The organism is Nocardia cyriacigeorgica (assembly GCF_005863245.1).
Classification (GTDB): domain Bacteria; phylum Actinomycetota; class Actinomycetes; order Mycobacteriales; family Mycobacteriaceae; genus Nocardia; species Nocardia cyriacigeorgica_C.
In genome coordinates, this window is record NZ_VBUT01000003.1 from 422,202 (window position 1) to 435,889 (window position 13,688).

General features: G+C 69.3%; 12 protein-coding genes. 10 read left to right on the forward strand and 2 right to left on the reverse strand.

The window, feature by feature from the left end; translation table 11 throughout:
- Positions 1–58: 58 nt before the first annotated feature.
- Positions 59–454 (reverse strand): VOC family protein, encoded by a 396-nt coding sequence (locus FEK34_RS08470; RefSeq protein WP_138447280.1) that lies wholly within the window; start codon positions 452–454, stop codon positions 59–61.
- 242 nt (positions 455–696) lie between these two features.
- On the opposite strand from FEK34_RS08470, the gene dapB reads away from it, so the two are divergent.
- From dapB to FEK34_RS08505, 7 genes are all read left to right on the forward strand, one after another.
- Positions 697–1,449, forward strand: a complete 753-nt coding sequence (gene dapB / locus FEK34_RS08475; protein ID WP_171048093.1) for a 4-hydroxy-tetrahydrodipicolinate reductase — start codon at positions 697–699, stop codon at positions 1,447–1,449.
- A 65-nt stretch (positions 1,450–1,514) separates the two neighbouring features.
- Entirely contained in the window at positions 1,515–1,958 is a 444-nt protein-coding gene (locus FEK34_RS08480; protein ID WP_036538216.1) for a hypothetical protein, read from the forward strand.
- Positions 1,959–1,979: 21 nt separating this feature from the next.
- Positions 1,980–2,432: a flavodoxin family protein gene (locus tag FEK34_RS08485; RefSeq protein WP_249358876.1), complete on the forward strand. Its 453-nt coding sequence runs from the start codon at positions 1,980–1,982 to the stop codon at positions 2,430–2,432.
- Between the two features lie 96 nt (positions 2,433–2,528).
- On the forward strand, positions 2,529–3,230 hold the full coding sequence (locus FEK34_RS08490; RefSeq protein WP_138447281.1) for a response regulator transcription factor: 702 nt from the start codon (positions 2,529–2,531) through the stop codon (positions 3,228–3,230).
- The gene (locus FEK34_RS08495; RefSeq protein ID WP_249358878.1) at positions 3,194–4,513 is read left to right on the forward strand and encodes an ATP-binding protein; all 1,320 of its coding nucleotides are present in this window, start codon (positions 3,194–3,196) and stop codon (positions 4,511–4,513) included. Before FEK34_RS08490 ends, FEK34_RS08495 begins: the two co-directional genes overlap by 37 nt.
- The gene (locus tag FEK34_RS08500; RefSeq protein WP_138447282.1) at positions 4,506–5,525 is read left to right on the forward strand and encodes a hypothetical protein; all 1,020 of its coding nucleotides are present in this window, start codon (positions 4,506–4,508) and stop codon (positions 5,523–5,525) included. Before FEK34_RS08495 ends, FEK34_RS08500 begins: the two co-directional genes overlap by 8 nt.
- 117 nt (positions 5,526–5,642) lie before the next feature.
- Positions 5,643–6,854 carry a winged helix-turn-helix domain-containing protein gene (locus FEK34_RS08505; RefSeq protein WP_138447283.1) on the forward strand — a complete coding sequence of 404 codons (1,212 nt, stop codon included), beginning with the start codon at positions 5,643–5,645 and terminating at the stop codon, positions 6,852–6,854.
- Between the two features lie 122 nt (positions 6,855–6,976).
- Here the strand turns inward: FEK34_RS08505 and FEK34_RS08510 are convergent, their stop codons facing one another.
- Positions 6,977–7,546, reverse strand: a complete 570-nt coding sequence (locus FEK34_RS08510) for a hypothetical protein (RefSeq protein WP_138447284.1) — start codon at positions 7,544–7,546, stop codon at positions 6,977–6,979.
- A 208-nt stretch (positions 7,547–7,754) separates the two neighbouring features.
- Here FEK34_RS08510 and dapA point away from each other — a divergent pair, with 208 nt between their 5' ends.
- The 3 genes from dapA (at position 7,755) to FEK34_RS08525 (ending at position 13,535) form a co-directional block, all read left to right on the forward strand.
- Entirely contained in the window at positions 7,755–8,678 is a 924-nt protein-coding gene (gene dapA / locus FEK34_RS08515; protein WP_138447285.1) for a 4-hydroxy-tetrahydrodipicolinate synthase, read from the forward strand.
- Positions 8,675–10,696 (forward strand): ribonuclease J, encoded by a 2,022-nt coding sequence (locus FEK34_RS08520; protein ID WP_138447286.1) that lies wholly within the window; start codon positions 8,675–8,677, stop codon positions 10,694–10,696. Before dapA ends, FEK34_RS08520 begins: the two co-directional genes overlap by 4 nt.
- A gap of 214 nt (positions 10,697–10,910) precedes the next feature.
- On the forward strand, positions 10,911–13,535 hold the full coding sequence (locus FEK34_RS08525) for a DNA translocase FtsK (protein ID WP_138447287.1): 2,625 nt from the start codon (positions 10,911–10,913) through the stop codon (positions 13,533–13,535).
- Positions 13,536–13,688: the final 153 nt, after the last annotated feature.

The window sequence follows — 13,688 nt, forward strand, 5'->3', positions numbered from 1 at the left end:
GATGTTGCCGTGCGAGTAGTACGCGAAAGGGCCGGGTGTCGCCACCCGGCCCCATCCGCTACTGGGGCCAGCCGCCGTACGGGACGGTGATCAGCTCCATGTAGTGCCCGCTGGGGTCGAGGAAGTAGATGCCTCGGCCACCGTCGTTGTGGTTGATCTCGCCCGGATGATGCTGATGCGGATCGGCCCAGTACTCGAGCTCGTAGCGCTGGATCTTGTCGTAGGCCGCGTCGAATTCGGCTTCCGACACCAGGAACGCATAGTGCTGAGGCTGGATTTCGTTGGTACCCGGCGGGACATTGGCGAAATCGAAGGTGACGCCGTTACCGGTGGTGACCGGAATGAACGGGCCCCATTCGGTGCCGATGTCCACACCCAGAATGTCCGCCCAGAATTCGGCGGATACGCGATTGTCCTGACATCCGACAATGGTGTGATTGAACTGTACTGACAGGGGAGTTTCTCCTCGAGTAGTGACGGTCCCGACCCCGGGCTCGGTACAAGGCGGCCAACGGGAGCACCGTCACGACAGATCACATTAACGTTTGTTCCGCTCGGCTGCCAAGCCCCGATTTCGCTTGCGCCCCGGCCGCATCCGGAGACTGTGACCAGGCCCGCAGGTGGGGCCGCCGAACGCGCCGCTCCGGAGCGTTAGGCTCGGCGGAAACAGCCGGACGAGAAGTAGGGAGACCAATCGTGACCGCACCGATTCGGGTGGGTGTGCTCGGCGCGCAGGGCAAGGTCGGACAGGCGATCTGCGCGGCGGTCGAGGCCGCCGCCGATCTGGAGCTGGTCGCGGGCGTCGACAAGGGTGATCCGCTGGAGAAGTTCCTGGAGACCGGCACCCAGGTCGTGGTCGACTTCACCCACCCCGACGTGGTGATGGGCAATCTGAAGTTCCTCGTCGAGCACGGCATCCACGCCGTGGTCGGCACCACCGGTTTCGACGCCGCCCGGCTCGACGAGGTGCGTGGCTGGCTGGTCGGCAAACCGCACGTCGGCGTGCTGATCGCGCCGAACTTCGCCATCGGCGCGGTGCTGTCGATGCGGTTCGCCGAGCAGGCGGCCCGGTTCTTCGAGTCGGTCGAGGTCATCGAACTGCATCACCCGAACAAGGCCGACGCGCCCTCGGGCACCGCCTACCGCACCGCCGGGCTGATCGCCGAGGCCAGGCAAAAGGCGGGAGTGGGCCGCAGCCCCGACGCGACCAGCACCGAACTCGAGGGCGCGCGCGGCGCCGACGTCGACGGTGTGCGGGTGCATTCGGTGCGCCTGGCCGGGCTCGTCGCCCACCAGGAGGTGCTCTTCGGCACCCAGGGCGAAACGCTGACCATCCGCCACGACTCCATCGACCGGTCCTCCTTCGCGCCCGGTGTCCTGCTCGGGGTGCGCCGCATCGCCGACCGTCCCGGACTCACCGTCGGGCTCGATCCGCTGCTGGACCTGTGAGCGCGCAGGATCCGGCCGAATCGGCAGGCGCCGGGCCGAGCCGGGATGTGGTGAAGGTCGTCGCCATGGTGGCGGCGCTCGTGCTGGTGCTCGTCTTCTATTTCCTGCTGCTCGGCAAGATCGCGATCAGCCTGATCGGCTCCGGCGACGGCGCCGCGGTCGCCATCGGCATCGGCGTGCTGATCCTGCCGGTGCTCGGCGTCTGGATCGTCTACGCCACCGTGCGGGCCGCGCTCGCGCACCAGCATCTGGCCCGGCGCATCCACGAGGAAGGCCTCGAACTCGATGTGTCGGAGCTGCCGCGCCGGCCGTCCGGGCGCATCGAACGCGCTGCGGCCGACGAGCTATTCCTGAAGGTCAAACAGGAATGGGAAGCCGACCCTGACAACTGGCGGGTCTCCTACCGGCTGGCCCGCGCCTACGACTACGCGGGTGACCGCGGCCGCGCCAGGGCCACCATGCGCCGCGCGGTGGAGCTGGAACGTCACGAACGCGAGCAGCGCGGGTAACACCGGGATACCCTCGTCGTCGTGTCGCGACTGTTGATCATCCATCACACCCCGTCGCCGTTCATGCAGGCGATGTTCGAGGCCGTGGTCTCCGGCGCGACCGATCCGGAGATCGAGGGCGTGGAGGTCGTGCGCCGCGCCGCACTCGCGGTCTCCCCGTCCGACGTCCTCGACGCCGACGGCTATCTACTCGGCACCCCGGCCAACCTCGGCTACATGAGCGGGGCCCTCAAGCACGCGTTCGACGTCATCTACTACCCGTGCCTCGATTCCACGCGCGGACGGCCATTCGGTGCGTATTTCCACGGCAACGAGGGCACCGAGGGCGCGGAAAAGGGCGTCACGTCGATCACGACCGGGCTCGGTTGGGTGAAGGCGGCCGATTACCTGGTGGTCTCGGGCAAGCCGAGCAAAGAGAACCTGGAGGCCTGCTGGGAACTCGGCGCGACGCTCGCGGCGGGCTTGGCGCCCTGACGCGCCCCCGAATATTGGTGGCTGACCACGCGCGGCTTCGGCGGGCATACTGCTGGAGAACAAGTTGGCGGTCCGCGGTGGGCCGGGTTGCTCGGGATGGGAGTTGTCGAGGTGACGTGGGCCGAAGGGGTCGAAAGCACTCCACGCCGGATAGGGCTGGTCGAAGACCATGAATCGGTCGCGATCGGCTTGGCGGCGATGCTCGCCCCGCATCCTGATCTCGACCTGGTGGCGACGGCGGGCACGGTAGCCGAGCTGCTCGCCGATCCGGCGTTGGCCGAGCCGGTGGATCTGGTGGTGCTGGATCTGCGGCTGGCCGACGGGTCGACCCCGGAAGACAATGTGCGCGCGCTGCGTGAGCGCGGCATGGAAGTGCTGGTGTTCACCGGCGCCGACAACGCTTTCCTGGTGCGTTCGGCGGCGCGTGCGGGTGTGCTCGGGGTGGTGCGCAAATCCGAGGATGTGCCCACCGTGGTGGCCGCGGTGCGCCGGGCGGCCTCCGGTGAGCAGGTCGTCACCACCGACTGGGCTGCCGCGATCGATGGTGACCCGCAGTTGTCGAGTGTGGGTTTGAGCCCGCGCCAGGAAGAGGTGCTCACTCTCTACGCGTCGGGGGAGAAGGCCTCGCGGGTGGCTCGGCTCACCGGTCTGTCGGAACAGACCGTCAACGACTATCTGGGCCGGATCCGGCAGAAGTACGCCGATGCGGGCCGGCCCGCGCCCACCAAGACGGACCTGTACAAGCGTGCGGTGGAGGACGGATGGCTGCCGGTCCCCGAGCGGCATCCGCGCCCGTGACCGCGTCCGGCTTGCTGGACACCGCCCCGACCTCGCCCACCCCGCTCGACCGAGTTCGCGCGACCCGCTGGTGGCGTGGGCTGGCCGCGGTGTCGCGAGACCAAGCAGCCGACGGTGCCTCCGAACGCATCCTGCGCCGCTTCGGGCTGGTCGTGGGCCTGGCCGGGGTGATCGCCGCCCTGGTCGAGTTGCCCGAGATCGCCGATCAGAGCCGCGATATCGCGCCCGGCTGGACGATCACCGCGGTGCTGCTGGCGTTCGGCATGTTCCCAGTGCTGGCCTTCGTCTCCATCGGTGCGCGTCCACGGACCATTCGCCTGGTCAGCGGTGCGGCCGCGATCAGTTTCCTGGGCGCGATGGTGGTGATCATTCTGGCCTACTCCCAGCCCACCGACGCCGCGGGCTCGGTGTGGGTGTATCGCGTGCTCGCCCTCGGTGTGCTCGCGGCTGCCCTGGCATGGCCCACCGGGCCCGCGATCGGTTATCTGTTCGTCGGTTCGGCGCTGTCGGCCGTGGTCAACCTGTTCGTCGTGCCCGATGTCTCCGCGTTGACCACGGCGGGCGATTTCGCGCGGGCGGCCGGACTGTGCGCGCTGTTCCTCTGGTGTGTGGTCTACGCCAGGGAGGCGGGCATCCGGGTCGACCGGGAATCGGAGGTTGCCGGCCGCCGGGCCGCCGCCGTCGCCGGCGCCGCCGCGCGGGACCGGGAACGCGCCCGGTTCGCCGCCCTCATCCACGATGCGGTGCTGTCCACCCTGCTGGACGCCTCGCGCGGCGGCACCGAATCGCCGGTGCTGCGCCGTCAGGCCGAACGCACGCTGGAACAGCTCGACGAATCGCGGGCAGGCAGCACCGATCCCGACCATCTGGACGCGCAGTCGGCGATCGGTTTCCTGCGATCGGCGGTGCACGAGGTGAATCCAGGTATCGAATTCACCGCCCGCCGCACCGCCGGTTTCGATGACCTACGCCTGCCGGTGCCCGCCGCGAGCACGATCGCCGCAGCCCTGGCCGAGGCCGCGCGCAACAGCCTGCGCCATGCCACGGTGCCCGGCCGCGAGGTGCACCGCAGCGTCACCGTGACGGTCAGCGCCGGCGGCATCCGCACCGAAATGCGCGATGACGGCGCCGGATTCGATCAGAACGTGGTGCCGGTGGACCGGCTCGGCATTTCGGTGAGCATTCTCGGCCGGATGCGTCAGCTCGCCGGCGGCGCCGCGTTCGTGGAATCGCAGCCGGGCGAGGGGACCACGGTGACCTTGGTCTGGGGTGGCGATGGCTGAGACGAGCGCGGATTTCGGATTGCGTGATCTGCTCGGCCTGCGCGGTGCCGCGGGCTGGCTGTTCCTGGCCATTCTGGAGCTGACCATCGTGCTGTACATGGCGCGCAACTTCAGCGAGGCCTCGCCCGTGCCCGCCACGGCCGCGCTGGTGCTGCTGGTGGTGGCGGGCGTGGTGGTGCTGATGGCGCCGCACGAACCGCTGCCCTGGCCCGCAACCTCCTATGTCGTGATCGCCGGACCGCTGGCCACCGCTTTGACCACCTTCGATGTGCAGGAGTACGCATCGAACCAGGTGTGGACGGCCTTCGCGTCGTCGTATGTGCTCGCGGTGCTGGTGCTGCGCGGGCGTATGGGTGCGGCCTGGCTCGGCGTCGCCGGGGTAGCCGTCGTCGTGGCGGTGGTGGGCGCGGTCGCCGGGCTCTCGGCAGGGGTGATCGTCGGCTCGATCGTGCCGGTCGCCACCGTCGCGGGGGTTTCGGTGTGCGCGTTGATCATGCGGCCCACCCAGCGGTCGCTGCGGCTGCTGCGCGAGGAGGCCACCATGCGCGCGGCCGCCGAAGCCACGATGGCCGCCGAGAACGGCGAACGCGATCGTCAGCTGGCCCGGCTGGACAAAGTGGCGCGCCCGATCCTGGAGCGCATCGCCGACGGTGTCGAACTCACCCCTTACGAGCGCGAACAATGCCGGTTGCTCGAGGCCGAACTGCGCGATGGCCTGCGGGCACCCCAGCTGGCCACCGACGAACTCAACAGCGCAGCCCGAGGGGCACGCGCACGGGGCGTCGAGGTGGTGTTGCTCGACGACGGCGGATTCGACGGAGTGCCGCGCTCGGTGCGTCGTCGCGTGATCGAGGCCGCCATCCGCGAACTGGACGCGGCCAACGCGGGCTCGGTCACCGTGCGGATCCTGCCGACCGGTCGCCGCATCCTGGCGACGGTGCTGGCGAACGCGCCCGAGGAGGACCGTCGCACCGAGATCGATCTGGCCGGGCAGGTCACCGTCTCCACCTGATCCGGTCCGGTGGTGCTCGGGCGGGCCGACCGCATCGTTGCTGCTGGAGGCCGAAAGTGTCCATCGGTGGGTGGCGCGCAGTCGGTATCTGTCACACCCCCATGGCAGGGTGCGGGTATGCGGACGATGAGTGCGGCGGCGGCGCGGCGAACGGTGCTGGCGGCGCAAGGCTTCGGTAAACCGAGGCCGGCCAAGGCGACCCGGCGCACCATTGCCGGAGTGCTGGGCAGAACCCAACTGCTGCAACTGGATTCGGTCTCGGCGGTGGTCCGGGCGCATTACGCACCGGTGTTCAGCCGTATCGGCGCTTACGACCGCGGGCTACTGGACGAGGCTGCCTGGCACACCGGCACGCGTCGGCCGCGCACGCTGGTCGAGTACTGGGCGCACGAGGCGGCGCTGATCCCGGTCGAGGACTGGCCGCTGATGCGCTGGCGCATGCAGCGCTACCGGCACGGTCGCTGGGGTGGTGCGCGCGCTGTGCTCGAACGCAACCCCACACTGGGCAAGGACATCCTCGACGTCATCGCCGAGGTCGGTGCGGCCAGCGCCGGTGAGGTGGAACGCCATCTGGAGCTGGACAAACCGCGTCCGCCGGGATCGTGGTGGAACCTCAGCGACACCAAGATGATCTGCGAGCAACTCTTCGCCGCCGGCGAGCTCTCGGTGGGCCGCCGGGTGGGCTTCACCCGTCACTACGACCTCGCCGAACGGGTGCTGCCCGCGTCGGTGTTCGAGCGATCGGTCCCCGAAGACGAGGCCGTCCGGGAACTGGTGCTGCGCGCGGCCACCGCCCTCGGCGTCGCCACCGAGCCCGACCTGCGCGACTACTACCGGCTGGCCGGTGCGCAGACCAAACCCGCCATCGCCGATCTCGTGGACGCGGGTGAGCTGATCCCGGTCGATATCGCCGAGTGGGGAGCACCGGCCTATCTGCGCGCCGGCGTCACCACGCCGCGCCGGATCGGCGGTGCCGCCCTGCTGTGTCCGTTCGACCCGCTGATCTTCTTCCGGGCCCGCACCGAACGCGTCTTCGGCTTCCACTACCGGATCGAGATCTACACCCCGGAACACAAACGGGTGCACGGGTATTACGTGTTCCCGTTCCTGCTGGACGGCGAACTCGTCGGCCGCGTCGATCTGCGCGCCGAACGCGGCGCCGGACGGCTGCTGGTGCCCGGCGCGTTCGCCGAACCGGGCCGCTGCGACGCGCACACGGCGCAGGCGTTGTGGACGGCGCTGCGGGAGATGGCCGATTGGCTGGAACTCGACGACATCGTCATCGGTGAGCGGGGCGACCTCGCACCGCTGTTGCACAGGGCCGGCTGACACGACCGACGCGGGCGCTTGTCCCGGTCGTCGCCCGGGCTGTGGCCCGGCGCCGTGGGATGGGCGTCGCCGGCGTTGTGTTCTCGGCGACGCAACAGCCGCGGGGCCCGTCCCCGCCGCTTTCAGTCGGAACTACCGGTGCTTCGGTCGGAATCCCGGCCGTCACCGGCATCGCGGTCGGAGTCGGAGCCCCTGGACTCACCACCGGAACCGCCGGCATCGCGAGAACTGCTCGTATGCCGCTTGGGCCCGCCACCGTATCCACCGTATCCGCGCATCTGATCGCGCAACGCTCCCGACACCACGCCCGACATCCACGAATTCAGCGATTGCCCGCTCTGTGCCGCGGCCTCCTCGGCCCGGGATTTCAGCTGCTCCACCAGACGCAGGGTGACCCGGCTGATATCGCCGGTCATCTCTTCGAAAGTGGGGTGCTCGGAGTCGGTGGCCGAATTGTTGCGCACATCGACGGCGACGTTCGTGCCGTCCATCGATACATGCACGGTGCGGTCACCGAGTGCCGCGCTGACCTCGGCGGCCATATCCGACAGCGCCGACAGCAGCACCAGCCGTGTTGAACTCTCCACGGCCGCGGCCAGGGCGGCGGCCGTGGCCTGGGTTTTCTCGTCGCCGAGGGCAGCCGCGGCGATCAGATCCGCGCGCAGGCGGGCGGTGTAGGTGTCCAGATCCATGACATCAGTGTGACGCCATCGATGATGTCTTTCAAGCAACGTTTTGGCGTCACCGCGATGCCATGAGACGGGTATCATGTGCCCGCCGCCCCCGAACGGCGACGAGGGTGTCGAGGGTGTGTCCCGGACCGGGTAGCCTTTCTGACCATGACGAACGGTGAATCGACGCCGACACCGCGGTGCGAGGCGCAGGCCCGGAGGCGGCAGTATGCGTAACCACCCAGGGCCCGGCAGCGCCGGCGATTCGAGTCGGCTGCGTGCCTCCGGCACCGTCGGCGTCGCGATGGTGACCCCCTTCAGTGCCGAGGGCAAGCTCGACATCGATACCGGTGTCGCGCTGGCGGCCCGCCTGGTCGACCGCGGCGTCGACCTGCTCGCGATCTCCGGCACCACCGGTGAATCGCCGACCACCACCGAGTCGGAGAAGGCCGATCTGCTGCGCGCCGTCGTCGACGCCGTCGGCTCGCGCGCCACCGTGATCGCCGGCGCCGGAACCTACGACACCGCGCATTCGGTGGAGCTGGCGCGCAACGCGCAGCGGGCGGGTGCCCACGGTTTGCTGGTCGTGACGCCGTACTACTCGCGGCCCACGCAGGAAGGGCTGATCGCCCACTTCACCGCGGTCGCCGACGCCACCGATCTTCCGGTGACCCTCTACGACATTCCGCCGCGCTCGATCGTGCCGATCGCCTCCGACACCATCCGCCGCCTGGCCGAGCACCCGCGCATCGTCGCGGTCAAGGACGCCAAGGGCGATCTCAATGCCGGCGCCGAACTCATCGCGACCACCGGCCTGGCCTTCTACTCCGGCGACGACACGCTGAACCTGCCGTGGTTGTCGATCGGCGCGACCGGATTCATCAGCGTCATCGGCCATCTGGTGCCGGAACGACTGCGCGAACTCGTCGACGCCTACACCGCCGGTGACGTGGTGCGCGCCCGGGAGATCAATGCCGGCCTGGTGCCGTTGAACGCCGCGATGGCGCGTCTGGGCGGGGTGGCCATGTCGAAGGCGGGCCTGCGTCTGCTCGGCATCGACGTCGGCGAGCCGCGCTTGCCCCAGCTCATGCCCGGCCCCGATCAGCTCGACCTGCTCAGCGCCGATCTGCGCGCGGCCGGAGTGCTCGGATGACGGCCCCGCTAGGCCGTCGTCCCCGCCGTTCCGCCAGCCGCGGTGCCGGCCCGGCCGCGCCGCGTCCGCCGCAGCCGCCCGCCGCACCGGAAAAGCCCGCTGACACAACGCCTCCCGCGCCGAGCGAGGCCGAGGCTCCCGCCGCGCCCGTGCAGCCGGCCGCGCCGGAGAAGACCGCGTCGGAGAAAACCGCGCCCGCGAAAGCCGCCGCGCCTGCGAAGGCCACCGAATCCCGCACCGGCCAGGACCGCCCGCGTAAGCAGAGCAGGTCCCGGCAAAGTGGCCGCGGCCGCGGCGATCAGTCCGCGCCGCAGCCCGATCCGCGGGCCGCGGTCGCACCGCAGGACCGCCTCGGCACTCCGCCGAAGGCGCCGAGCAACGGCCTGCGGGTCTTCGCGCTCGGCGGTATCGGCGAAATCGGCCGCAACATGACCGTTTTCGAGTACGGCGGCAAGCTGCTCATCGTCGACTGCGGCGTGCTGTTCCCCGAGGACCAGCAGCCCGGCGTCGACCTGATCCTGCCCGACTTCCGCCCGATCGAGGATCGGATGGACGACGTGGTCGCGGTCGTGCTCACCCACGGCCACGAGGACCACATCGGCGCCGTGCCGTTCCTGCTGCGGTTGCGGCCCGACATCCCGGTCATCGGCTCGAAGTTCACCCTGGCCCTGGTGGCGGCGAAATGCCGGGAGCACCGCCAGCATCCGAAGCTGGTGGAGGTCACCGAAGGCCAGCACACCACGCACGGCCCGTTCGGCTGTGAATACTTCGCGGTCAACCATTCGATCCCGGACGCACTCGCCGTCGCCATCCGCACCCCGGCCGGCGTCGCGCTGCACACCGGCGATATCAAGCTCGACCAGCTGCCGCTGGACGGCAGGCTCACCGACCTGGCCGGATTCTCCCGCCTCGGCGACGAAGGCGTCGACCTGTTCCTGGTCGACTCCACCAATGCCGAGGTCCCCGGCTTCGTCACCCCCGAACGCGAGATCGGCGGCGTCCTCGACACGGTGATCGGCAAGGCCAAGGGCCGGGTGATCGTCGCCTCCTTCGCCAGCCATGTGCACCGCATCCAGCAGGTGGTCGACGTCGCCCAGAAGTACGGGCGCCGCATCTGCTTCGTCGGCCGGTCCATGGTCCGCAATATGCAGATCGCCCAGGATCTCGGCTATCTGACGGTGCCCGACGGCCTGGTCGTCGAACTGGATCAGGCCGCCACCCTGCCCAGCGACAAGCTGGTGCTGATCTCGACCGGCTCGCAAGGCGAACCGTTGTCGGCGCTGTCGCGGATGGCGCGCGGCGACCACCGCCAGATCAATATCCGCGCCGACGACCTGGTGGTGCTGGCGTCGTCGCTGATCCCCGGCAACGAGAACTCGGTGTTCACCGTGGTCAACGGCCTGGCCCGGCTCGGCGCCTCGGTGATCACCCAGCAGAGCGCGAAGGTGCACGTCTCCGGGCACGCGTCCGCGGGCGAGCTGCTCTACCTGTACAACGCGGTCCGGCCCACCAATGCCATGCCCGTGCACGGCGAATGGCGGCATCTGCGCGCCAATGCCGCGCTCGCGGTGGCCACCGGTGTGCCCGAGGACCGGGTGGTGCTGGCCGAAGACGGCGTCGTGGTCGACCTGGTCGACGGCATCGCCTCGATCGTGGGCCGAGTCCCCGTGGGTCACGTCTACGTCGACGGCCTGTCGGTCGGCGATGTCGGCGAATCCACCCTGTCGGACCGTCTGGTGCTGGGGGAGGGCGGTTTCATCGCCATCACCGTCGCGATCGACGAGACCACCGGCAAGGCGGTGAGCACGCCGGAGGTCAGCGGTCGCGGCTTCTCCGACGATCCCACCGCACTGTCGGATGCCGCGCAGCTGGTCGAGTCCGAGCTGCTGCGCCTGGCCGGCGAGGGCATCACCGATACTCATCGCATCGCCCAGGGCGTGCGCCGGGTGGTCGGGCGCTGGGTGGCCGACACCTACCGGCGTCGGCCGATGATCGTGCCGACGGTCATCGGGGTCTGAAATCTCGCGGGCAACCCGCCGGACGAGCAGTCGTCCGGCGGGTTTTCTGTTGCCGCACGCATGGCGGCACCGGTGTGTCGGCGTGTCCGGCGTCGCGGTCCGGTGCATGATGAACCCCATCACCTGGGCATTCGCCCCGCTCATCAGCACAAGTTACAGGCGATACCAGTGTTGCGGATGGTCCTGATGGTGCGTTTACGGCTAGCCTGAGTTCATGGCAGGTAAGTCCCGCAGCACCACTACGGCACGTGCGCGGGCGGGATCGGCACGGGGGCGGACAACGGCAGCCTCCACTCGTTCGGCGACGAACCCATCTCGTTCGGCGACTCGCACCGGTTCGGCCGCCCGCGGCCGCACCTCGGCGGCCCGCGGCCGCGCTTCGGCAGGCCGGGTCCGCGGGACGGGGTCGCGCCGCCCGGCGCGCCGGTCACAGACCGCACCACTGGCCGTCATCGGGCGCGGGATCAGCGGCGGCTGGACCATGCTGGCCCGCGGGCTCGGCGCCACCACCCGCACGCTGAGCCGGGCGGGGGAGATCGAGCACGGGCACCGTCGCGATGGGATCGCGCTGGCGTTGATCGCCCTCAGCGGCGTCATCGCGGCGGCGGTCTGGCTCTCGGCGGGCGGCCCGATCGGGCACTTCGTCGACGACGCGATCCGTGCGGTATCGGGGTCGGCCTCGGCCGCACTGCCGTTCGTCGCGGCCGGAATCGCGCTGGTGCTGATGCGCACCGAACCGCATCCGGAGATCCGGCCCCGGCTGGTCCTAGGCGGTTTGCTCGTCGGGCTGCCGATGCTCGGGCTCTGGCATATCGCCGCGGGCGCCCCGACCGATGCGCACGGGCGGTCGCGCGCGGCCGGTTTCGTCGGGTTCGTGGTCGGTGGCCCGCTCACCGACGGGCTGACGGCCTGGCTGTCGGTGCCGATCCTGTTGCTGGCCATCGTCTTCGGTGTGCTGCTGGTCACCGGCACCACCGTGCGTGAGCTGCCCGCGCTGTTCCGGCACTACTTCGGCACCGCAAGCGGCGGCGACGAATACGACGATTACGACCCAGAATTCGCCTCCGGCGGCTATGACGCGGACGGATTCCCGCTCACCCGCAGCGGTTCCCGTCGCCGCGGACGCACGCCCGAGGAGAACTACCCGGCCGACGAGTTCGCCGGATCCGACGCCATCACCGAATCGCTGGGCGAACCGCCGCTGCGTGACGCCAAGCCGATCGCCACCGAAGCCCCGGCCGAACCACCGAAGCCCAGGGCCAAGCCGAAGCCGGCCAAGGCCGTCGACCAGACTCCGCCGCCGCCGAAGGAACCGGAGTTCGTCACCGACCGGGTCATCGAAGGCGATTACACGCTGCCGCCGATGAGCCTGCTCACCGATGGTGATCCGCCCAAGAAGCGCAGTGCCGCCAATGAATCGATGATCGAGGCGATCACCGAGGTGCTGGTGCAGTTCAAGATCGACGCCGCGGTCACCGGGTTCGTGCGCGGGCCGACGGTCACCCGGTACGAGGTCGAACTCGGCCCTGGTGTGAAGGTCGAGAAGATCACCGCGCTGGCTCGCAATATCGCCTACGCGGTGGCCACCGAGAATGTCCGGCTGCTCGCGCCGATCCCCGGCAAGTCGGCGGTCGGTATCGAGGTGCCCAACTCCGATCGCGAACTCGTGCGCCTCGCCGATGTGCTCAAGGCGCCCTCGACCCGCAATGATCACCATCCGCTGGTGATCGGCCTCGGCAAGAACATCGAAGGCGAGTTCCTGGCGGCGAACCTGGCCAAGATGCCGCATCTGCTGGTCGCCGGTTCCACTGGTTCCGGTAAATCGAGCTTCGTGAACTCGATGCTGGTGTCGCTGCTACAGCGGGCCACCCCGGAGGAGGTCAGGATGATCCTGATCGACCCGAAGATGGTGGAACTGACCCCTTACGAGGGCATTCCGCACCTGATCACGCCCATCATCACCCAGCCGAAGAAGGCGGCGGCCGCGCTGGCCTGGCTGGTGGAGGAGATGGAACAGCGCTATCAGGACATGCAGGCCAACAAGGTCCGCCATATCGACGACTTCAACAAGAAGGTGAAGTCGGGCGCGATCACCGCGCCGCTGGGCAGCGAGCGGGTCTACCGGCCGTATCCCTACATCCTGGCCATCGTGGACGAGCTGGCCGACCTGATGATGACCGCACCGCGTGACGTCGAGGACGCCATCGTGCGGATCACCCAGAAGGCGCGCGCCGCGGGCATTCACCTGGTGCTGGCGACGCAGCGTCCGTCGGTGGACGTGGTAACGGGCCTGATCAAGACCAATGTGCCCTCGCGGCTGGCGTTCGCGACGTCGTCGCTCACCGATTCGCGCGTCATCCTGGACCAGCCGGGCGCGGAGAAGCTCATCGGTATGGGCGATGGCCTGTTCCTGCCGATGGGTGCGGGCAAACCGACCCGCTTGCAGGGCGCCTATATCAGCGACGAAGAGATCCACGCCGTCGTCGAATTCACCAAGAACCAGGCCGAACCCGAGTACACCGAGGGCGTCACCGCGGCCAAGGCGGGCGAGAAGAAGGACGTCGATCCCGATATCGGCGACGATCTGGACCTGTTCTTGCAGGCGGTGGAGTTGGTGGTCACCTCACAGTTCGGTTCCACCTCGATGTTGCAGCGCAAACTGCGGGTCGGATTTGCGAAAGCCGGCCGGCTCATGGACCTGATGGAGACCCGCAATGTGGTGGGTCCCAGCGAGGGTTCCAAAGCGCGTGATGTGCTGGTGAAACCGGATGAGCTCGAAGGGCTGCTGTGGTCGATCCGCGGCGGTGGTGACGAGCCGCCGCCGGAGCCGGAGGACTGACCGGTCGGCTCTTGTCCGGAAGGTTTGCTCTGGCCGATCCGCTCGCTGGGCGCGGGCGGGATCGGACGAGGAGTGACCTCCGTCGAGGCTCACCGTGGAGTCGAACCACGCGACCGGGGCTTATGAGACCCCGGCGGCAACCTGCGTGAGCCA